This is a genomic window from Gordonia sp. McavH-238-E (assembly GCF_022348225.1).
GTDB lineage: Bacteria > Actinomycetota > Actinomycetes > Mycobacteriales > Mycobacteriaceae > Gordonia > Gordonia terrae.
This window is the reverse complement of sequence record NZ_JAKRFE010000003.1, coordinates 320,709-341,095: the sequence shown is the minus strand read 5'-3', so window position 1 is coordinate 341,095 and position 20,387 is coordinate 320,709. Positions and strand designations below refer to the sequence as shown.

At 65.5% G+C, this 20,387-nt stretch carries 19 protein-coding genes; 13 read left to right on the top strand and 6 right to left on the bottom strand.

Annotated elements, in window-relative coordinates; translation table 11 throughout:
- Positions 1–60: 60 nt before the first annotated feature.
- Positions 61–876: a mycofactocin-coupled SDR family oxidoreductase gene (locus tag MHN80_RS05855; protein WP_239400178.1), complete on the bottom strand. Its 816-nt coding sequence runs from the start codon at positions 874–876 to the stop codon at positions 61–63.
- A 366-nt stretch (positions 877–1,242) separates the two neighbouring features.
- Here MHN80_RS05855 and MHN80_RS05850 point away from each other — a divergent pair, with 366 nt between their 5' ends.
- Both MHN80_RS05850 and MHN80_RS05845 read left to right on the top strand, forming a co-directional pair.
- The gene (locus MHN80_RS05850; RefSeq protein ID WP_374206311.1) at positions 1,243–1,713 is read left to right on the top strand and encodes a flavin reductase family protein; all 471 of its coding nucleotides are present in this window, start codon (positions 1,243–1,245) and stop codon (positions 1,711–1,713) included.
- 391 nt (positions 1,714–2,104) lie between these two features.
- Complete coding sequence (locus MHN80_RS05845; protein ID WP_239400174.1) at positions 2,105–2,983, top strand: alpha/beta fold hydrolase; 879 nt, start codon at positions 2,105–2,107, stop codon at positions 2,981–2,983.
- Between the two features lie 66 nt (positions 2,984–3,049).
- On the opposite strand, the gene MHN80_RS05840 is transcribed toward MHN80_RS05845, so the two are convergent.
- A complete protein-coding gene (locus tag MHN80_RS05840) occupies positions 3,050–3,748 on the bottom strand; it encodes a Dabb family protein (protein ID WP_239400172.1) in 699 nt (232 codons plus the stop codon).
- Positions 3,741–4,088 carry a hypothetical protein gene (locus MHN80_RS05835; RefSeq protein ID WP_239400170.1) on the bottom strand — a complete coding sequence of 116 codons (348 nt, stop codon included), beginning with the start codon at positions 4,086–4,088 and terminating at the stop codon, positions 3,741–3,743. Before MHN80_RS05835 ends, MHN80_RS05840 begins: the two co-directional genes overlap by 8 nt.
- Before the next feature lie 197 nt (positions 4,089–4,285).
- Between MHN80_RS05835 and MHN80_RS05830 the strand changes: the two genes are divergently transcribed.
- Positions 4,286–4,903, top strand: a complete 618-nt coding sequence (locus MHN80_RS05830) for a PadR family transcriptional regulator (protein ID WP_239400344.1) — start codon at positions 4,286–4,288, stop codon at positions 4,901–4,903.
- 34 nt (positions 4,904–4,937) lie between these two features.
- Here MHN80_RS05830 and MHN80_RS05825 read toward each other — a convergent pair whose 3' ends face one another.
- The 3 genes from MHN80_RS05825 to MHN80_RS05815 all read right to left on the bottom strand — a co-directional run bounded on the left by MHN80_RS05825 (position 4,938) and on the right by MHN80_RS05815 (position 7,811).
- Positions 4,938–5,714, bottom strand: a complete 777-nt coding sequence (locus tag MHN80_RS05825) for an IclR family transcriptional regulator (protein WP_239400168.1) — start codon at positions 5,712–5,714, stop codon at positions 4,938–4,940.
- A gap of 135 nt (positions 5,715–5,849) precedes the next feature.
- On the bottom strand, positions 5,850–7,058 hold the full coding sequence (locus MHN80_RS05820) for an NADH:flavin oxidoreductase (protein ID WP_239400166.1): 1,209 nt from the start codon (positions 7,056–7,058) through the stop codon (positions 5,850–5,852).
- Between the two features lie 114 nt (positions 7,059–7,172).
- Positions 7,173–7,811 (bottom strand): TetR/AcrR family transcriptional regulator, encoded by a 639-nt coding sequence (locus MHN80_RS05815; RefSeq protein ID WP_239400164.1) that lies wholly within the window; start codon positions 7,809–7,811, stop codon positions 7,173–7,175.
- An 84-nt stretch (positions 7,812–7,895) separates the two neighbouring features.
- Between MHN80_RS05815 and MHN80_RS05810 the strand changes: the two genes are divergently transcribed.
- The 10 genes from MHN80_RS05810 (at position 7,896) to MHN80_RS05765 (ending at position 20,385) form a co-directional block, all read left to right on the top strand.
- Positions 7,896–8,765, top strand: a complete 870-nt coding sequence (locus MHN80_RS05810; protein WP_239400162.1) for an SDR family oxidoreductase — start codon at positions 7,896–7,898, stop codon at positions 8,763–8,765.
- Between the two features lie 276 nt (positions 8,766–9,041).
- Positions 9,042–10,298 (top strand): ABC transporter substrate-binding protein, encoded by a 1,257-nt coding sequence (locus MHN80_RS05805; protein WP_239400160.1) that lies wholly within the window; start codon positions 9,042–9,044, stop codon positions 10,296–10,298.
- Between the two features lie 24 nt (positions 10,299–10,322).
- Positions 10,323–13,163, top strand: a complete 2,841-nt coding sequence (locus MHN80_RS05800; RefSeq protein ID WP_239400158.1) for a branched-chain amino acid ABC transporter permease/ATP-binding protein — start codon at positions 10,323–10,325, stop codon at positions 13,161–13,163.
- Entirely contained in the window at positions 13,160–13,888 is a 729-nt protein-coding gene (locus MHN80_RS05795) for an ABC transporter ATP-binding protein (RefSeq protein ID WP_239400156.1), read from the top strand. Before MHN80_RS05800 ends, MHN80_RS05795 begins: the two co-directional genes overlap by 4 nt.
- A 200-nt stretch (positions 13,889–14,088) precedes the next feature.
- The gene (locus MHN80_RS05790; protein WP_239400154.1) at positions 14,089–14,877 is read left to right on the top strand and encodes a 2-keto-4-pentenoate hydratase; all 789 of its coding nucleotides are present in this window, start codon (positions 14,089–14,091) and stop codon (positions 14,875–14,877) included.
- Between the two features lie 62 nt (positions 14,878–14,939).
- A complete protein-coding gene (locus tag MHN80_RS05785) occupies positions 14,940–15,845 on the top strand; it encodes an acetaldehyde dehydrogenase (acetylating) (RefSeq protein ID WP_239400152.1) in 906 nt (301 codons plus the stop codon).
- On the top strand, positions 15,842–16,936 hold the full coding sequence (gene dmpG, locus MHN80_RS05780) for a 4-hydroxy-2-oxovalerate aldolase (protein ID WP_239400150.1): 1,095 nt from the start codon (positions 15,842–15,844) through the stop codon (positions 16,934–16,936). The genes MHN80_RS05785 and dmpG overlap by 4 nt, the downstream gene beginning before the upstream one ends.
- A gap of 137 nt (positions 16,937–17,073) precedes the next feature.
- Positions 17,074–18,537 carry an FAD-dependent oxidoreductase gene (locus tag MHN80_RS05775; RefSeq protein WP_239400148.1) on the top strand — a complete coding sequence of 488 codons (1,464 nt, stop codon included), beginning with the start codon at positions 17,074–17,076 and terminating at the stop codon, positions 18,535–18,537.
- A gap of 127 nt (positions 18,538–18,664) precedes the next feature.
- Positions 18,665–19,447: a hypothetical protein gene (locus MHN80_RS05770; RefSeq protein WP_239400146.1), complete on the top strand. Its 783-nt coding sequence runs from the start codon at positions 18,665–18,667 to the stop codon at positions 19,445–19,447.
- 83 nt (positions 19,448–19,530) lie between these two features.
- A complete protein-coding gene (locus tag MHN80_RS05765) occupies positions 19,531–20,385 on the top strand; it encodes an SDR family oxidoreductase (RefSeq protein ID WP_239400144.1) in 855 nt (284 codons plus the stop codon).
- The last annotated feature ends 2 nt before the right edge of the window (positions 20,386–20,387 follow it).

Here is a 20,387-nt window from a genome sequence, read left to right as displayed (position 1 = left end):
CGAACAACGAGAAGGGGCCCCGATGACCAGTCATCGGGGCCCCGTCTCGTGTGACGTGTGTCAGCGTGCGTTGAAGCCCGCGTCGACAGGGAAGGTCACGCCGGTGATGTACTTGCCGGCGTCGCTGACCAGGAAGGCGATCGCGTTGGACACATCGATGGGATCGATGAACGGCACCGGCATGAGGTTGCGGACCGCGTCGAAGTCGGCGTTCGGGTCGCTGTAGAACTGTTCGATGATCGGATTCTGGATCATCGGGGTGGCCACACCCGTGGGGTGGATGGTGTTGACCCGGATGTTCTGCGGGCCCAGCCAATTGGCATAGTTGCGCATGAGGCCGACCACGCCGTGCTTGGCGGCGGTGTAAGCCGCGTTGACCCCTCCCATGCCGCCGGTCCCCTTGAGGCCCTGGCTGGAGCTGGTGATGACGATCGACCCGCCCTTGTTCTCCAGCAGGCTGGGTACGGCTGCCTCGACTGTGTTGTGGACGCCGTTCAGATTGACGTCGATGACATCGAGGAATGCCTCATGGGTGTTCACGTTGACGCCCAGGGGCATGATGCCCGCGTTGGCGAGCACGATGTCGACACGCCGGCCGAGGGTCTCCTCACCGCGTGCGAGTGCCGACGATACCGCCTCCGGGTCGCGGACATCGCCCTGCGAGGCCACGATCTTGCCGCCGGCCGCCTCGACCTCCTTGATCGTGATGTCCAGATCGTCTGGCGTCGACATCGCGTACTCGACAGTGGAGATCTGCGCGCAGAGGTCGATCGCGATGATGCCGGCGCCCTCACTCGCGAGTTTGATCGCGTGACTGCGCCCCTGACCCCGTGCGGCGCCGGTGATGAAGGCTACTTTGCCATCGAGCGTACCCATTTTTTTCCTCTCGGTCCCGACCACGTGACTGATCATTGTCGTGCTGTACACCTGGCGGGCAGATGCTTTGCGCCCCAGGGTCGGTCCTCCGCATAGGAGGGCTCGAGGTAAGGCTACGAGGGTAGGGTTGCCGGGCCGATGCGAGTTCCTGATCAGTGGAACAGGTATGCACCGGTGTTGAGCGATTTCGCACTCACCTGTCCCGGCCAACGGGAACCCCGGCGCGCTGACGGGACGGGGGAACTATGGTCGCCATCACATCGTGTCGACGGAGGAGATGGGTGTGTGATGGCATCAGTTCCGGATCGGACGGCGCGTACGGGCGCTGACGGCGGTGCCGGCTTGCCGGAGGTCGACGGACAGCTCATGCGTCGAGTGCTCGGCCACTTCGCGACCGGTGTGGTTGCGGTGACCGGTGTGGACCCCGGCACCGGGGAACCGACCGGTCTGGCCGCCAATTCGTTCACCTCGGTGTCGTTGGACCCGCCGCTGGTCGCGTTCTGTGTCGCGCAGACGAGTTCGTCGTGGCCCCTTGTCCGCGCGTCAGGGCGGTTCACGATCAACATTCTCGCGGAGGCGCAGGAACACATCTGTCGGCAGTTGGCCGCGCGTGGAACGGAGAAGTTCCGCGGCCTGGGCTGGGACCCGTCGCCGTCCGGTGCGCCGGTATTGACCGGGACCCTGGCCTGGATCGAAGCGGAGATCGAGGACGAACACGAGGCCGGTGACCACACGATCGTGGTGGCCAGGGTTCGTCATCTGCACGCCTCTGATCAGGCCCCGCTGCTGTTCTTCCGTGGCCAGTACGGACGCTTGTCCGCGGTACGGGCGGGTTGAGCGAGGAGAGGGGAGAACACCGTGACGATGACTCCGTTGGACTGCAGGGGTTGCGGTCGGATTGTGCGCGTCGAGAAGTTCAGCGCGGCACACACATCCATCGAATGGACCTTCGACGCGCGAGAATGCCCGTTCATCGCCGCGTTGGCGGATTCCGATGCTTTCGGATCGCACTCGCGACAATGCGGACAGTTGCGAAGGACGATCGATCAAGCCGTCGCCGATCACGAACTGACTGAGTCCGTGCTGGAACTGCCGGCGGCAGAACAGCTCCCGCGGTTGCACTGAGTTCCGACGTCGTCTTCGACGCGGCTGCCGAGACCGGCCCCGCGTGTGCCGGTGAACGGGAACGTCGATCGTCGTGTCGACATGACGGTGGCACGCTCGACTGATGACGATCAACGGCGATACCCGAACCCCAGACCAGACCGCCCTCGAGCTCCGCGAGTTGACCACCGAGCACGGCGTTTTGCGCTACCGCGAGGCGGGTGACGGTCCACCCCTGGTGCTGCTCCACGGATCGGGCCCCGGAGTCACCGGCTGGCGGAACTTTCGCGGAAACCTACCCGCGCTCGCCGCGCACTTCCGCACATTCGTGCTGGAGTTCCCGGGCTTCGGGGTCAGTGACAGCTTCGGGGCTCCCCATCCGATGATGTCCGCGCAGACCGCGGTCACGGCTTTTCTCGACGGGCTGGACCTCGACCGCGTGCGCATGATCGGCAACTCCATGGGCGGGTTCGTCGCCACCGACTTCGCGCTGAGCGCTCCGGACCGCGTCGAGCGGCTGGTGACAGTCGGCGGCGCCGGGACCAATCTGTACGGCCCGCAGCCGGGCGAGGGCATCATCCGTCTGAGCGAGTTCGTCGAGAACCCGACCCGCGAATCGTTGGTCGCCTGGCTCAACTCGATGGTCTATGACCGTTCGCTGATCACCGAGGAGATGATCGAGGAGCGGTGGGAGCAGGCGACGGACCCGGACACGCTGGCGAGTTCGCGCGCGATGTACGGCTCGGCAGCCTTGCAACGAATGTCCGATGCCATGCGGACCTCCGAGGCGACACCCGGGTGGGCGAACCTGCGCAAGCTCCAGGTGCCAACTCTGATCACCTGGGGTCGTGACGACCGGGTCAGCCCCGTGGACATGTCGATAATCCCGATGCGGACTCTGCCCCTCGGCGAGGTCCACATCTTCCCGAACTGCGGCCACTGGGTCATGATCGAGCAGCAGAAGGCATGGGAGTCGGTGGTTCTCGCGTTCTTGACGCGCTGACGGCTCTCGGTGGCGGACTGCGAGCGCCCACGGGACGTCCCGTGGGCGCTCGCACGTCTCGGTGTTCTACCGTGCGGAATCCACCGAGTCGGCCAGCTCGACAGAGGGCACCACGGTTTCGTCGGCGGAGCAAAAACTGTGGCAGACACGCTCTCTCACGATGCACCGTGGGTTCTCAGGGTCGAAGAACGCGTCCACCGACGCCCAGTGGATCGGGTGGTGCATGTATTCTCCGAGCAGCCCGTCGATGTCGGAAAACTCTTGTTCCCAGACGTGCGTCCACCGTGAGTCACCGCCCGCCTCGGCCACGTGGCTGAGCTGCCACGCCCGCATCGAGGTGACATACCGCGGCATCCGCAGGAGCGTGCGCTCGAACTCGTCGATCTGTCGGTCGGATGCCGTCTCGTCAACCCGCAGGAGCAGAGTGCGATAGACGATCCCGTCCCCGGCGCGCTGCCGCCGGCCAGAATCCCCGGGCAGGCGGGTGTTCCCACCGTGATACTCGACCGAGTTGACGCGAGCGACCGATGCCCCCGAGGTCGCCCAATCGACATCGGGGCGGCCCCGCCGCCACTCCTCCTCGGAATCGAACTGTAGGTGGACGATTAAATCTCCGCCGTTGCGGACACCGGCCAGCGTCGGCGACACAAGGGTCCTGCGCGCTTCTGTCGCCGAGGCGGCCACGGTCACGCGGTCGACCACCGCGTCCAGTGCCCGTGGATCGTCGGGGTCGGTCAGGTGGATCAGCCGGGTGATCTCATACATCGCAGAGTCCTTCCACGTCGCCTACATCGGCCGCCATGGAACGGGAGCGCTCGACGATCATCGGCGCCTTGTCGGTCCACCATTGTGCGGGAGCGGGGTCGTGCCGGGCGGCGACCATGGTCTGCCACCAATCGCGTGGTCCCTGCACCGACCAGGTCGCGGTCACGGTGTTGCTGGCGTCGTCGAGCCAGACCGGTGGACTGACGATGATCCGGTCCAAGGTCAACCCCCGGCGCGTGGCGGCAGGTGCGTATTCATCCAGATAGGCGTCGACGAAGTCGCGTGCCGCACCCGGTTTGAGGACGACCTGATCGACAACGAAGATGATTCGGTCGCTCATGGACGATCACGGTATCCGGCCGGTGAACGACCTGCTGGTCGATCTCCCGGTAGCCGGGAGGTGTGCGGATCGGGCGCAGTGCGCTCCCGGTGGCCGGGAAAGCAGACGGCTGATCACGGCCGGCCCGTTGGTAGTGTCGCCTGGTGAGCGACGATCCACATCCGAACCTACCGGCGACGAGCTGGGCGGTGTTGGGCATGTTGTCGTTCGGCGAGGAACTGACCGGCAACGATCTCAAGAAGTGGGCGGACTGGAGTATCGGCTTCTTCTATTGGAGCCCGTCGGTGAGTCAGGTCTACGCCGAACTGAAGAAGCTCGAGGATCAGGCGCTGGTCGTGTCTCGGAAGGTTTCTGACGAGGGGGTCCGGGGACGGCGCGTCTACGGCATCACCGATACAGGTCTCGACGCGCTGCGTAGCTGGTCTCGTTCGGCCGACGTCGAGATCCCCGTACTGAAGCACGGGGTCATGTTACGTCTGTACATGGGGCATCTGCAGACGCCTGGGGAACTCAAACGTGTTGTGCGTGCACACATTGCCAACATTCGAGAGGCCGCCGATCGGGCTGCGCTGCACGCCGAACACTCCGAGGCCGAGCCCGGCTGGGCCTTCTCCCAGATGAGCCTGCGGTGGGCGCAGCGCTATTACCGGTCCGAGATCGAGCTCGCGCAGGAGTTGTTGGACGAGATCGACTCTGCTGCCGAGCGGTTCGAATCGGGCGCCGACCACGACGATCGTGGGCTGCCGATTCCGCGGAATCCCGGGGTCTGGCGCGATGTCCCGGCTGATTCGAGCGACCCCGCGCAGCCGGGCTGACCCCCGCGCCAAGCGGCGCGGGCGGCAAGGGGGATCAGCCCTCGGCGAGTACTCGCGCCGCCGTGGGCATCGACCGCATCAGGTTGCGCCGCTGCAGAGTCGGGGTGACCCGGGTTCCGTCGCACATGCTGCGCCAGATGGCGCCGGCGGTCAGGCGTACCGGGGTGATCATCGTCGAATCGAAAACCAGGTCGCGCAGGGGCCCACACACCGAGACCGCTGTGGTCGCCTCGCCAATCGGCCCGATCGGCGCGGCGATACAACCGAAACCGGCGACGGATTCGTTGCGCTCGACGGCTATTCCATGCTCGAGAATCAGATCGGCGCCGGGAATCCGGTGGCCGCTGTAGGCGAGCAACGCCCGTCCCAGCGCTGATCGACGTGCGTCCCGGCGGCCGCCGATCCGGGTGGGTACGAGGGGTGCCAGGCGACCGCCGATCTTGTCCAGGTAGACGACGTCGCCGCCGTCCAGGACGGCCAGATGAACCACCATCCCGGTTGTCCGGTACAGCTGGTGGAGGTGTTCGGTGGACGCTGCGTGAACGCGGTCCTGGTGAACGGCCAGGGAGCCCAGTTCGACGAGTCGAATTCCGAGGCTGTAGCTGCGGCCGTCTCGGCTCAGCCACCGCAGGGCGACGAGCCGCTCGAGCATCCGATGCGCGGACGACCGCGGTAGGCCGGTCCGCAGGACGATCTCGGCGAGGCTCAGCCGGTCCCGGCCGTCGAAGGCGTCGAGGACGAGCGACAGACGATCGAGAACCGCGCTCGGCGCTGACGGTGCATCATCGGCGACATCGTTCGGGATGGACATGCCGTCGCTCCTCCTCTGGGCTGCATCGCCCTGACGTGGCTATTTCTATTAGGAAGTGTGCCACAGAGGCGGGCCGATGTGAAACGGCTCACGGAAATCTGCACAGAATCGACGGATCGACCGAGCCGTGCTGGGTCATGCCTCGGCGTCGACCACCAGCGGACATCTGGTGCCGGTGAAGATGCTCGCCGCGCACAGGTTGCAGTGGATGCAGAGCGAGGTCGTCGCCAGATCCTTGTGGATGCGGTTGATCAGGTCCGGCTCGCGTAACAGTGCGCGGGCCATGGCCACGTACTCGAAGCCGTCGCGCATCGCTGTGGTCATGCCGTCGTGATCGGTGACTCCACCGAGAAGGATGAGAGGCATGGCCAGTGCCTCGCGGAACTGCCGCGCGTGATCGCGGAAGTAGAGCGGTTCGTATGGGTACTGCTTGAAGACGAACCGGCCGAACATCTTCATACCGAGTTTGACTATGCCCGACTGTGTCTTGGCCATTGCACGAACCGGCACGTCGCCCCGGAACAGGTACATCGGGTCCAGCAGGGACGATCCGCCGGTCAATTCGATCGCGTCGAGGTGCCCGTCCGACTCGAGCATCTGGGCGAACCGCAGCGACTCGTCGAGCCACAGCCCGCCCGGCACACCGTCCGCCATGTTCATCTTGGCGATGACCGCGATCTCCCCGCCGGCCGCCTCGCCGACCTCGGCGACGATACGGCGGGCGAACTCGGCCCGATTGGACAGTGAACCCCCCCAGGAATCCCTGCGGCGGTTGATGTTCGGGCTGAGGAATGAACTAGCGAGGTAGTTGTGACCGAGATGGATCTCGACCGCGTCGAAGCCGACGTTCTTCGCCATGCGGGCGGCATTCCCGTGTGCGACGATTACCCGGGCGATGTCGTCCTGCGTGGCCGCCCGATCGAAACCCATCGCGAGGGGGTTCGGCCTCGTGGACGGGGCGATGGACGGCAGTCCGTTCGATCGGGAGTTGGCCACCGGGCCGGCGTGCCCGATCTGCGCCGACACCTTGGCGCCGGTCGCATGCACGGCGTCGGTGAGTCGTCCGAGGCCGGGGAGGGCGTCGGCCCGCCAGTAGATCTGATCGCGTTCGGTGCGCCCTTCCGGGGCGACGGCGAGGTAGGCGACGGTGGTCATTCCGACACCGCCCCGTCCGACGGCCACATGGAAGTCGATGAGTTCCTCGGTCACCAAGGCGTCGCGGGTGACGCCTTCGAAGGTTGCCGACTTGATGATGCGATTGCGCATCGACACCGGGCCCAGGCGGGCCGGGGCCAGCGGATCCGGTGTGGTCGCAGGGGCAACGGGGGACGCGATGTCGGGCATGGGGTCTCCTTGACGCGGTGGGATTGTCGTGAAACATGAAGGGCTGTTCACATCTGGTGCAGGACTTGTGGGACGGGACGGTTCGGACCGTGTGATCTCGTGTGAGACCCGGCCTCAGGAGCCGGCGGTGAACTCCGGGATGCGGATGTCGATCCAGCCGAGCATCGCGTCGACCGCGTCCGCGGAGTCTCCGTCGGCACCGGAATCGGCCCACTCGGTGAGGGCGGCGAACGCGGCGGCCTGGTACGTCGACGCCAGTGCGCGGCAGATCGCGGGTGGAGCGTGCGGCACCCGCCGGCCGATGAACGCGGCGAGTTCGTCGATCCAGGGGCGATAGGCGCGGGGTGCCATCGCGAGGAGCTCCGGCTCGTCGGCGATCAGCCGCAACCAGGCCGGATTGACGCGCTGCACGCGGGGGTGATGCGACACCGAGCTGACGACGCCGGTGCGAATGGCATCGGCGAGGGAGTCGTCGGCCGAGGTCTTCTCGAGAGCGTCTCGCAGCCGAACGGTGGCCTGTGCGACGCCGGTCCAGGCGATGTCGGCCTTGGTGGGGAAGTGTCGCAGCAGCGTCCGCGCGCTCACTCCGGTGGCCTCGGCCAGGTCGGCCCAGCTCGTATCGGCGAACCCCTGGTTGCGCCACAGTCGGAACGCGGCTTCCGCGACTGCTCCGGCATCGATCACCGACGGTCGCCCGCGCCCCCGCCGGCCGTCGTCGGGGGGCGGGGCGGGCGAATCGCCGAGGGGGAACACCCACTGAGCAGACCATTTTTGTCTTAGTGTGTCAAATATAGGCGGTGGCACGGTGTCGTCGTCACCGTGACGGAGGAGCAAACGATGGGAGAACGAGCGGTGAAGTGTTACGTGGTGACCGGGTCGGCGTCGGGAATGGGCCGTGCGGTCACGGAAAAGCTGCGAGCACAAGGACATACGGTCATCGGCGTCGACCTCGTCGATGCTGAGGTCATCGCGGATCTGTCCACCCCGGGTGGGCGTCGCACGGCAATAGCCGACGTCCTTGCGGCAGCAGATGGGCGGCTCGACGGCGCCGTACTGGCCGCAGGCCTGGGGCCGACGCCCGGCAAAGAGCGTCTCCGTCTGATCGCCGAGGTCAATTACCTCGGCGTCGTGGAATTGCTCGAAGGCTGGCGGTCCGCGCTGGCCGCCGCAGGTGAGGCGAAGGTCGTGGTGTTCTCGAGCAACTCGACCACGACCGTCCCCGCGGTGCCCTCGCGTACCCTCGCGGCGTTCACCGAGCGCGACGTCGAGAAGGTGTGCCGGTCGGTGCGGATCTTCGGCAAGAAGGCCGCGCCCATCGTCTATGCGGGTTCCAAGATCGCGGTCAGTCACTGGGTGCGTCGCGCGGCCGTGTCCCGGGAGTGGGCGGGTGCCGGCATCCGATTGAATGCGCTGGCTCCCGGTGCGATCCTGACCCCCCTCCTCGAGAAGCAGCTGGCGACCCCAACCGAGGCCAAGGCGATACGGAGTTTCCCGGTCCCGATCGGTGGCTTCGGGGATGCCGCTCAGCTCGCCGACTGGGTGCTGTTCATGTTGTCCGAATCGGCGCGATTCCTCTGCGGAAGCGTCATTTTCGTTGACGGAGGTTCGGACGCCTACTTCCGTGCGGAGGACTGGCCGCGGGCGGTGCCGATCCGGCGCGTGATCGGTTACGTCCGGCGGTTCCGGGGATTCGTGGGGAACAGCTGACCCGGCGACCCTCAGTCGCCTCACGAACCGCCCCGCTTCGTCGACACGAACCGGGGCGGTTCGGCGTGCCGGCCCGCGAGTGATCACCATATGGCGCGGACCGCATTGCCCGACGAGTGTCCCGGTCACCGGGAACCGCCGTCTCCGCATGGGCATTGCCTGCGCTCATAATTCACTGCTTGCACCCGAAGGGTGACGCGAATCACGCGGGGGAGCCGATGTGTGGGATGTCCTATCCGATGCGCGGGCCTCGCAGTCTGTGAAGGAGTACCTGACATGAAACTCGGTGGACTGACTCGCCATAGACGAGCCGTTGCCGGCCTGAGCGTGCTTGCGGTGGCGAGCGCGGTGGGCCTCACCGCCTGCGGCAGCGATGACTCTTCGAGTGGTTCCGCGCCTTCGGCGTCCACTACATCGCTACCCGCCGATCCGGCTGACGGCACGCCCGTCAAGATCGGCTTCCTCTCGGCGGAGGGCGGAGCCGCGGTCTCGCTGCCCGAGTATCGACAGGGCGCAGAGGCGGCCGTGCAGTATGTGAACGAGAACGGCGGGGGCCTGGCTGGACATCCGGTCGAACTGGTCGTCTGCAAACATCAGGAAGAGCCGACGTCGGCGACGAAGTGCGCGAACGAACTCGTCGAACAGGGTGTCGCCGCGGTGCTCTCGCCAGGTACGTCGATGGGCCAGGTCTTCGTACCGATCATCTCCGGTGCCAAGATCCCCTACGTCACCCTGAACGCGGTGTCTGCTGCCGAGCTCACATCGCCGGGCGTGTCGGCGCTGTCTGCCGGACTTCCCGGATCCCTCACTGCCACAGCCACCGCGGCGCAAAGCGTCGGCTTGAAAAGCGTCGCGATCTATGTGATGGACGGCGGGGGAATCGCCAACATCGTCGGGCAGATGGGCGGACCGATCTTCAAGGCGATGGGTATCGACATGAACGTCGTCCCGATTCCGATGGGAGTCCCGGACCCGACGCCCATGGTCTCTGCAGGCCTCTCCGACAAGCCGGACGGCATCAGCGTGATCGCCGACGCTCCCACCTGCGCCTCGGTGCTGAAGGCCGTGCAGACCCAGGATCCGACGGTGACGAAGCTGCTCATTCCCACCTGTCTCGACGCGAACGTCACCGAGGTCGTCGGCGTTGACGCGATCAAGGGCAATCCCGGCATCACCGCTACCGACTACCTGTCGGACAATCCCGACTCGGTGCTCTACCGAAGCGTCATGGGCCAGTACGCGCCGGATCTCTCCGTGACCGGCCCGGGCTCGTCCGGGTACCAGGTTGTTCTCGGGCTCGTGCGGGCGGCCGACGGCATCCAAGGGGATGTCGACGCCGCCTCGATCGCCGATTCGCTGAAGACGAGCAAGAACGTGGAGATGCCTGCCGGTGGCGGTATCACCTTCACCTGCAACGGAACCGCCTTCCCGCAGATGCCGTCGCTGTGCTCGAGCCAGATGCTCTACGGGCCGATCAACGATCAGGGTGTCCCGGTCGACCTGAAACTCGCCGGACAGAAGCCGGCCGCGTAAGCGTTCGGCACAAGAGGAATCGACATGACTGACCATCTCTCCTACCTCGTACTCGGTCTCGGAAACGGGGCGGTCTACGCGGCCATCGGGCTCGCGCTCGTGATGACCTTCAAGAGCTCCGGGGTCGTGAACTTCGCGACCGGCGCCGTTGCGCTGTACACCGCGTACACCTACGTCCTGCTGAGAACAGGGGAGTTGATGGTCCCGGTGCCGGGACTCCCCAAGACGATCCACCTCGGTGGACCGCTCGGGGTGGTCCCGGCCATGGCGATTGCGCTGGTCATCGCCGCAGTTCTCGGCGTGCTCTGCTACGCCTTGATCTTCCGTCCGATGCGCAACGCCTCGGTGGTGGCCAAGGCAGTGGCGTCCATCGGTCTGATGATCGTGCTGCAGGCGGTCATCGCCCAGCGCGTCGGTACCCAGATTCCGCTGGTGGAACCGATCTTCCCCTTGAAGACCATCCCCATCGGGGACAGCGTCGCGCCTACCGATCGGCTGTGGCTCGCCGGATGCGTCGTCGGTCTCGCCGTCGTCACTGCTCTGGCGTTCCGGTACACGAGGTTCGGCGTCGCGACCGAGGCGGCGGCCGAATCGGAGAAGGGTGCTTACCTGACCGGGTTGTCGCCGGACAGGATCGCGTTCAGCAACTGGGCGCTGTCCTCGGTGCTTGCGGGCCTCGGCGGTATCCTCATCGCCCCGTTGGTCTCGCTGAACCCGATTGCCTACACGATGTTCATCGTGCCTGCACTCGCTGCGACACTTGTCGGCAACTTCTCGTCCATCTGGCTCACCGTGGCCGCAGGTATCGCGATCGGTGCACTGCAGTCCGAGGCGACGAACTTGCAGAACACCTACGATTGGCTTCCGAAAACCGGTCTCTCCGAGGCTATCCCGCTCATCCTCATCCTCGGCTTCCTGGTGGTGAAGGGCCGGCCGCTACCCGATCGCGGTGCAGTCGTGCGACAAGCGCTGGGCGCAGCGCCGCGTCCGGAGCGAATCCTGCTCCCGGCTCTGGTGTCGGTCACGGTGGCGGTCGTCGCCCTGATGGTGACCACGGGCAGTTATCGAGCGGCCGTCATCACCAGCATCATCTTCGGCGTCGTCGCGCTCTCCCAGGTGGTCGTCACCGGTTATGCCGGTCAGGTGTCGCTGGCCCAGCTGACGCTCGCCGGTGTCGGTGCCTATTCGCTGTCGGTCCTGAACACCCACCTCGGCATCCCGTTCCCTTTCGCGCCCATCATCGCGGCGGTCGTCGCCACCGTGCTGGGTGTCGTCGTCGGTCTGCCGGCCATCCGTGTCCGAGGTCTTCCGCTGACCGTTGTCACACTGGCGCTCGCGGTGTTCCTGGAGGCGTTCTGGTTCCGGAACCCTTCGCTCAACGGCGGGGTCACCGGCGCACCCATCGACACCCCGCGAATCTTCGGGATCGACCTCGGGATCGGAGCCGGGGAGAACTACCCGCGCCTCGCGTTCGGGATCCTGAGTCTGATCGTGCTCGTTCTCGTCGGGCTCGGGGTGGCTTGGTTGCGCCGTAGCACGCTGGGCACCGACATGCTGGCCGTGCGCGCCAACGAGCGGTCGGCGGCGGCCACCGGCATCGACGTGTCGCGAACCAAGCTGGCCGCCTTCGGGATCGGCGCGTTCATCGCCGGACTGGGCGGATCGCTGCTCGGTTACCAGCAGACTCTCGCGACCGCTGAGTCCTTCACGGTGTTTCTGGGGATCAGTCTGTTCGCGGTGATGTACATCGCCGGGATCACCTCGATCACCGGTGGCATCCTGGCCGGCCTCATGGCGCCTGGCGGCCTGCTCTACATCGTTCTCGATCGAGCCGCCGACATCGGCGAGTACTACACACTCATCAGTGGAATCCTGCTCATCGTTTCGGTTATGGCCAACCCGGATGGCATCGCGAGCCGGCTCCCGCACATCCCCTGGCCGGCAGTGCCTGCACTCTGGCAGCGGTCCGCTCACGAGTCGTCGACCGTCGCTGCCACGACCGCCGGCAGTGCCGCGCCGGTCGTCGATCGCACCGACCCGGTCCTCGCCGTCGACGGTGTCGGCGTTCGCTACGGCGCGGTGACCGCCGCCGAGGATGTGTCATTCCACGTCTATCCGGGCGAGATCGTGGGACTCATCGGACCGAACGGCGCCGGCAAGACCACGATCATCGACGCGGTGACCGGATTCGCGCCGTCCACCGGCGCGGTCACACTCGGTGGCCGCGACATCAGCACGCTTCGTCCGCACGTCCGCAGTCGGCTCGGACTGGGGCGGAGCTTCCAGGATGTGGAGCTCTACGACGACCTTTCGGTGGCCGAGAACGTCACCGTCGGGGCGAGTAGGTCCCGTTCGGACGTGCCGGTGGATCGTCGTGTGACGCAGGTGCTGCAGATGGTCGGGCTCGACGAGATGGCCGACACCGAGGTCGCAACCCTGTCGCAGGGCCGCCGCCAGCTGGTGTCGGTGGCACGCGTCCTCGCGGCATCGCCGCGGGTAGCGCTGCTCGACGAGCCGGCTGCCGGTCTGGACTCCTCCGAAAGTCAGTGGCTGGGTGAACGGTTGCGGATGGCACGCAACGCGGGGACCTCGATCCTGATGGTCGATCACGACATGGACCTCGTCCTGTCGATCTGTGACCGCGTGGTGGTTCTCGACCTCGGCAAGGTCATCGCGACCGGAACTCCACAACAGATTCGCACCGATGACGCCGTCATCAGGGCTTACCTCGGGATGCCGACTGGCTCCGTCGACGTCGATCACGAGGCTATCCCGGAACTGCACAGTCCCACCGAATCCTTGACAGGCAGGCCCACCGAATCCCCGACCACCGACACCACGAGCACCCAGGGGGTTCTGTCGTGAGCGCGTTGCACTGCACTGGACTGACAACCGGATACACCAAGCCGCGTCCATGTGTTCGGGACGTCGACCTGACGGTCGAGGCCGGCGAGATCCGGTGCCTGCTCGGTCCGAACGGCGCCGGAAAGACAACTCTGCTGCTGGCGCTGGCGGGAATGCTGCCCCGGTTCGGCGGTGACGTCGCGGTCGACGGGACCGCGCTGACCGGTGGCCGTCCACGCGATGCGGTTCGTGCCGGAATGGTCCTCGTGTCGGACGACCGCGCGTTGTTCCGGCAGCTGTCGACCGTGCAGAACCTCCGACTCGCTGTGCGGGAGCGCAGTCGGCGAGCCGCGGCGGTCGACCAGGTCATCGAGTACTTCCCCGCTCTCGAGAAGCGGCTGAAGATCGACGCGGGGAGACTCTCCGGTGGCGAGCAGCAGATGCTCGCGATCGGCCGTGCCATCGTCCAGCAGCCGAAGGTCCTTCTCATCGACGAGCTGAGCATGGGGCTCGCGCCGGTGATCGTCGACGAGATCCTCGCTGTCCTCCGGCGCCTCGCTGCCGACACCGGGATGGCGGTCGTCCTCGTCGAACAACACGTACACCTGGCTCTGGGAGTCGCGGACACCGCGGCGGTGGTGGTGCACGGGAACGTGGTCATCGACGACTCGGCGTTGGCCCTGCAGGCCGATCCGGCGCGAATTGAGCGCGCGTACATGGGAACCGCGGGCACGGTGGCGGTCTGACCGTGACGGACAACCGGTCCCGCTGAATGGACTCACCGCCCACGTGCGCGCACAGACGTAGTGGAATCAGCATGGTCACGTCGACCCGGATCCGTCCTAACGGGATTCCGGAATACTAGAACGTGTTCTAGAATTTGGTGATGCGCTTGCGCGCCACCTCGTCGGTGGGCGTTCCCCCAGGTGAACGAAAGTGAGACAACATGGCGGTTGACCAGGCGATTCGAGAGCAGATCGCCGCCGATCTGGCGCGGGCCGAGGCGTCGGCGACCGCGATCGACCGCCCTACCGACGCCTACCCTGACCTCGATGTGGTTGACGCGTACGAGATCCAACTGATCAACATCCGCAAGCGGCTCGACACCGGGGCTAAGGTCGCCGGGCACAAGGTCGGCCTCGCTTCCGAGGCCATGCAGAAGATGATGGGCGTCGACGAACCGGATTACGGCCATCTGCTCGACGACATGCAGTACTTCGAACACACCGCGATCGACGCCAAGAAGCTCTGCTTTCCGCGCGTCGAAGTCGAGGTCGGCTTCATCCTGGGTGAGGACCTGCCGGGCGAGGGTTGCACCAACGAAGACGTGATCGACGCGGTGGCCTGGGTGGTTCCTTCGATCGAGTTGATCGACTCGCGGATCAAAGACTGGAAGATCACCCTGTGCGACACGATCGCCGACAACGCGTCGTCGTGTGGCTGGATTCTCGGTCAGCAGCGGGTGCCGATCTCCGAGATCGACACCGGTGACATCGAGGCGACGCTGACGCGCAACGGCGAGATCGTCGCGAAGGGCAACTCGTCTGCGGTGCTCGGTCATCCGCTCAATGCCGTGAGTTGGCTCGCGCGCAAGGTCGAGGGCTTCGGGGTGCGTCTGCGCAAAGGTGATGTCATCCTCCCGGGCACCGCTACGCGGGCCATCGACATCTCGTCGGGTGATCACTTCGTGGCCGATTTCGCCGGACTGGGCAGCGTCACCCTCGATTTCACCTGACACGAAGCGTCCCTCGATTTACCGCGACAACAACAACTTTCACCAAGCAAGAGGAGGAACCCGTGGCAGCCAAACTGACCGCAGCGATCATCGGGTCGGGCAACATCGGCACCGACCTGATGTACAAGCTGGAGCGCTCCGAGGTGATCGAGCCGCGCTGGATGGTCGGCATCGATGCCGCCTCCGAGGGTATGAAGCGCGCGGCCGATCATGGCCTGATCACGATGAGCGGTGGCGCCGACGAGCTACTGGCGTCGTCGGAGCGTCCGGATCTGATCTTCGAGGCGACCTCGGCCTATGTGCACCGCGAGTACGCGCCGAAGTACGAGGAGGCGGGCATCATCGCCGTCGACCTCACCCCGGCCGCGGTTGGCCCCGCGGTGGTGCCGCCGGCCAATCTCCGCGAGCATCTCGACGCACCGAACACCAACATGATCACGTGCGGTGGGCAGGCGACCATCCCGATGGTGCATGCGGTGAGTTCGATCGTGCCGGTCCCTTATGCCGAGATCGTGGCGTCGGTGGCCTCGGTGTCGGCCGGCCCGGGCACCCGCGCGAACATCGACGAGTTCACCGCGACGACCTCCAAGGGTGTGGAGACGATCGGCGGTGCGCAGCGCGGCAAGGCGATCATCATCCTGAACCCGGCCGACCCGCCGATGATCATGCGCGACACCATCTTCTGTGCCATCCCCGAGGACGCGGACACCGATGCGATCGCCGAGTCGATTCATCGGCGGGAGAAAGAGATCCAAGCGTACGTGCCGGGTTACCGGTTGCTGCAGGACCCCCAGTTCGACCCGCCGAGCGTCCTGAACGGCGGACACGCCCGGGTGTCGATCTTCGTCGAGGTCGAGGGTGCGGGCGACTTCCTCCCGCCGTACGCCGGAAATCTGGACATCATGACCGCCGCCGCCACGAAGGTCGGCGAAGAGATCGCAAAGACCAAGTTGGGAGTCCCCGCATGAGCACCAATGTGGTTCTGACACCGCGCGACCCGAAGCTGATGGCGAACGCGCGCAAGTACTCCGACACCCTCGACATCCGCATCACGGACTCGTCGCTGCGTGACGGCAGCCACCACAAACGCCACCAGTTCACCGAGGACGAGGTGCGTGCGATCGTCGGCGCACTCGATCAGGCCGGTGTGCCGGTCATCGAGGTGACCCACGGTGACGGTCTGGGCGGGTCGTCGTTCAACTACGGTTTTTCCAAGACCCCGGAGCAGCAGCTGATCAAGGCTGCTGCCGAGACGGCGAAGCGTGCGAAGATCGCCTTCCTGATGCTGCCGGGGCTCGGCACCAAGGACGACATCCGCGCGGCGCAGGACAACGGCGGTCAGATCTGCCGCATCGCGACGCACTGCACCGAGGCCGATGTCTCGATCCAGCATTTCGGACTCGCGCGCGATCTCGGTCTGGAGACCGTCGGGTTCCTGATGATGAGCCACAGCCAGCCTCCGGAGGTCATTGCCAAGCAGGCCCGCATCATGGCCGATGCCGGGTGTCAGTGTGTGTACGTCGTCGACTCCGCCGGTGCGCTGGTCCTCGAGGACGTGACCGTTCGGGTGCAGGCCCTGGTGGCCGAACTCGGCGATGACGCGCAGGTCGGTTTCCACGGGCACGAGAACCTCGACATCGCGGTCGCCAACTCGGTCAATGCAATCCGCGCGGGCGCGCAGCAGATCGACGGATCGATCCGACGTTTCGGGGCGGGCGCGGGCAACACGCCCACCGAGGCCTTCGTGGGTGTCTGCGACAAGCTCGGCATCACCACCGGCGTCGATTTCATGAAGATCGCCGACGCCGCGCAAGATGTCGTCCGTCCGGCGATGCCGTCGGAGTGCCTGGTCGACCGCTCGGCGATGATGATGGGCTACGCCGGTTGCTACAGCTCGTTCCTGAAGCACGCCGAGGGGCATGCCGAACGCTACGGCGTCTCGGCGGCGGAGATCCTCCTCGAGGCGGGTAGCCGCAAACTGGTCGGCGGCCAGGAGGACCAGCTCATCGACATCGCGCTCGAGCTCAAGAAGAAGCAGGACGCGAACGCCGGGGTCTGAGCCCGCGCCGGCTGACCTCGACCGACTGAAAGATGGACTACCAGAACGACACTGAGGCCTCCCATTGTTCGGGATCCCGACAACCGGTGTGGACCGATCGATGAGTGAATAGCGAGCAACTCATCGAGGAGGTTCACATGACAGATCCCACACTCCGGCCGGTCTCGGCATCTGAAATCGAGTGGTCGCAGGAAGCCGATGTCGTCGTCGCCGGACTCGGCGTCGCCGGCGCCACAGCCGCGATCGAGGCTGCTCGCGCCGGCGCCGAGGTCGTGGCGCTCGAACGACTCGGTGGCGGAGGGGGCGCTGCTGCGATGTCCGGAGGTTTCATCTACCTCGGCGGCGGTACTGCCCTGCAGAAGTCGCTGGGGTTCGAAGACTCGGTCGAGAACATGAAGGCTTTCATGAAAGCCGCCCTCGGACCTGGGGTCGACGAGGCCAAAGTCGATGTCTACTGCGAGGAGAGTGTCGAGCACTACAACTGGCTGGTGGACGCGGGAGTGGTTTTCGACGAGTCGTTCTGGGGTGAGCCCGGTTGGGAGCCGCCCCACGGCGAGGGCCTGATGTATTCCGGCGGGGAGAACGCCGCACCGTTCAATGCCACTATTCCGCCCGCGCCCCGCGGCCATCTCCCACGTCGTGCGACGACCACGGACAGCGAGCAGGCCGGCGGGTACATGTTGATGAAACCGCTTCTCGCGCTGGTCGAAGAGCTCGGTGTCCGAACGCTCTATGACAACCGCGTCCAATCGCTGGTCGTCGACGATGACGAACGGGTCGTCGGTGTGATCGCCCGGAACTACGGTGTGGATCAGGCGATTCGAGCCCGGCGGGGAGTGGTTCTCGCGACCGGGAGTTTCGCCTACGACAACACGATGCTGCACGACCATGCGCCGCATATCGAAGGCCGCCCCGCGGCCTCGATCGAGAGTCACGACGGTCGGGCCATCATGATGGCCCAGGCACTCGGTGCGGCGACGGCGCACATGGACGCCACCGAGGTGGCGATCTTCTGTGACCCGCAGTTGATGGCCCGCGGGATCCTCGTCAACGGACAGGGCCAGCGATTCGTCACCGAGGACACCTACCCCGGCCGGATCGGGCAGGCGACGCTGTTGAACCAAGGGGGTGAGGCCTTCGTGATCATCGACGAGGCATCGTACGAGGAGGCGCTCACCACGGAGTCGACCAGTGCGATGATGCGTGCCACCCCGAAATGGGTGTGCGAGAGTGTCGGTGAACTCGAGTCCGAGATCGGTCTGCCGTCCGGGGCCCTGTCGGCGACGATCGACCTGTACAACACGCACGCCGCGAACGGAACCGATCCGTTGTTCGGCAAGAAGTCGCAGTGGTTGAAGCCCATCGGGACACCCGTCGCCGCATACGATCTCCGCGGAATGATGGGTGGATTCACGCTCGGCGGGCTGAAGACCACCGTCGACTCCGAGGTGCTGCACGTGTCCGGGGCGCCGATCCCGGGGTTGTATGCGGCAGGCCGCTGCACCTCGGGAGTGTGCGCCGGCGGTTACGCGAGCGGTGCGAGTCTGGGAGATGGCAGCTTCTTCGGACGGCGCGCCGGCGTGAGCGCAGCTGCGGGGTAGGTTGCGACTGGTCGGCGTACGGAGTGGCGGTCTCTCCCATTCACCTGGAAGCTCATCCGAAATCAACCTGCGGTACAGCTAACGTGACACACATCACCAAACTGTATCCTCGTTCAGGAGATGGACTTTGACCGGATTCCCGCTGGCGTTCTTCTCGTTCGTCCACCTTGCGGACAACACCCCCGAGAACCATCGGAACTACAACCGATGGCACTTGATGGATCACCGGCCCGAGAACCTTGCACTCCCCGGGGTGGCCTGGGGGGAACGGTGGTCTCACAAGTCGGGAATCGACTATATGAACGCTGCGACAGCGGAATTCGGCTCGATTGACTACGTTGCCATGTACTGGTTCAACGATCCTGTTGAAGAGTCCGTCGCGGAATGGAACCGGCTCGGCGCCGACTCATTCGAATGGGGGCGTGGGCCGTTGATTCCAGGTGTTCAACGGCCACTCCTGGGATTCTTTCGGCCGGTCAAGGGCTACGCGGCCCCATCGGCGCTCGTTTCGGCTGAGGTGTTGCCGTTTCGTCCGAATCGCGGTGTTCACCTCACACTCACCCGATTCGAGGATGCGCGTGGAGTTCTCGCACATGAACACCATGCCGCCGAGGATCGCGAACTGATTCCCGAGCTGCTCGATCTTCCAGGGGTGGCAGGTGTCTGGACGTTCACCTTCAGTCACCATCAGAACATCACCATGCGTCCGCGGACCAATTCCGATGACCCAGAGGGTTCGATGCGGATTCGGCTTGTGTACATCGATGGCGATCCTGACTCCACCACCGATCGAATACGTCATTCACACAATGAATTCGATGCCGCTCGGGGCTTCGACCGAGGAGATTCGAGTGTGGAGACGCTGGCGTGCATGTCGCTGGGCGCCATAGTGCCCTTCGCCGATTGGTGACAAGACGGGCAGGCCACCCCATGCGCTGGTGCTTCGGCGAGCGGCGCTGACGGAAAAACGACTGTAAGTGAACGAGGAGAATGATGAACATCACGACAACTAACGGGTCGAAATCGCTGGATCCGAAGCGGTATGGGCCATGGGCGGTCATCGCGGGTGGATCGGAAGGAGTGGGCGCCTCGTTCGCTCATCAACTCGCCGAAGCCGGGATCAATCTCGTGCTCATCGCACGCAAGCCCGGTCCGCTGGAGGACACCGCCGCGGCTGTTCGGACGCGCGGAGTCGAGGTGCGAACACTGTCCCTCGATCTGACCGATTCCGGATCAATCGGTCAGATCTTCGCTGCGACCGAGGATCTGGACGTCGGATTGCTTGTCTACAACGCGGGCGCGAACAGCTATGGGAGCGATTTCGTCGAAGGCGACCTCGGCCGTTTTCAGAACGTGATCGACCTCAACATCACCGCGCAGCTGACACTCGTCCACTACTTCGGTGCCAAGATGCGTGCGCGGGGTAGTGGCGGTCTGCTGCTGGTCGGCTCGATGAGCGGTTACCTGGGCGGTAGGCATCTGTCGATCTACGGCGCCGTCAAGGCCTTCGGCCGGGTCTTTGCCGAGTCGCTCTGGTTGGAGTTGCGAGACCACGGCGTCGATGTGCTCGAACTCGTGCTCGGCGTCACCCGGACGCCCGCAATGGAACGCGCCGGAATGAATCTCGGTGGGGCGATGAAGGTCAGCGAACCCGACGATGTGGCGCGCGAAGGACTCGACCACCTCGCCGACGGTCCGGTGTGGGTCGCAGGTGGGAATGCGTCTCGTGCCGAGGAGATCAACGGTCCCGACCGTCGGGGGCTGATCCTCAAACAGCACGAGCGGATGTTGAAATTGTTCCCGCAGAGGGCGAAGGCCGATGCTGAAGCCGCTCAGGCCCAGGTCTGAGC

Coding starts and splice junctions, on each gene's coding strand:
- MHN80_RS05810 (WP_239400162.1), top strand. CDS start 7,896: ATGGGAGAACGAGCGGTGAAGTGTTACGTGGTGACCGGGTCGGCGTCG.
- MHN80_RS05850 (WP_374206311.1), top strand. CDS start 1,243: ATGCGTCGAGTGCTCGGCCACTTCGCGACCGGTGTGGTTGCGGTGACC.
- MHN80_RS05805 (WP_239400160.1), top strand. CDS start 9,042: ATGAAACTCGGTGGACTGACTCGCCATAGACGAGCCGTTGCCGGCCTG.
- MHN80_RS05835 (WP_239400170.1), bottom strand. CDS start 4,088: ATGAGCGACCGAATCATCTTCGTTGTCGATCAGGTCGTCCTCAAACCG.
- dmpG (WP_239400150.1), top strand. CDS start 15,842: ATGAGCACCAATGTGGTTCTGACACCGCGCGACCCGAAGCTGATGGCG.
- MHN80_RS05790 (WP_239400154.1), top strand. CDS start 14,089: ATGGCGGTTGACCAGGCGATTCGAGAGCAGATCGCCGCCGATCTGGCG.
- MHN80_RS05820 (WP_239400166.1), bottom strand. CDS start 7,058: ATGCCCGACATCGCGTCCCCCGTTGCCCCTGCGACCACACCGGATCCG.
- MHN80_RS05800 (WP_239400158.1), top strand. CDS start 10,323: ATGACTGACCATCTCTCCTACCTCGTACTCGGTCTCGGAAACGGGGCG.
- MHN80_RS05830 (WP_239400344.1), top strand. CDS start 4,286: ATGTTGTCGTTCGGCGAGGAACTGACCGGCAACGATCTCAAGAAGTGG.
- MHN80_RS05825 (WP_239400168.1), bottom strand. CDS start 5,714: ATGTCCATCCCGAACGATGTCGCCGATGATGCACCGTCAGCGCCGAGC.
- MHN80_RS05765 (WP_239400144.1), top strand. CDS start 19,531: ATGAACATCACGACAACTAACGGGTCGAAATCGCTGGATCCGAAGCGG.
- MHN80_RS05840 (WP_239400172.1), bottom strand. CDS start 3,748: ATGTATGAGATCACCCGGCTGATCCACCTGACCGACCCCGACGATCCA.
- MHN80_RS05845 (WP_239400174.1), top strand. CDS start 2,105: ATGACGATCAACGGCGATACCCGAACCCCAGACCAGACCGCCCTCGAG.
- MHN80_RS05775 (WP_239400148.1), top strand. CDS start 17,074: ATGACAGATCCCACACTCCGGCCGGTCTCGGCATCTGAAATCGAGTGG.
- MHN80_RS05855 (WP_239400178.1), bottom strand. CDS start 876: ATGGGTACGCTCGATGGCAAAGTAGCCTTCATCACCGGCGCCGCACGG.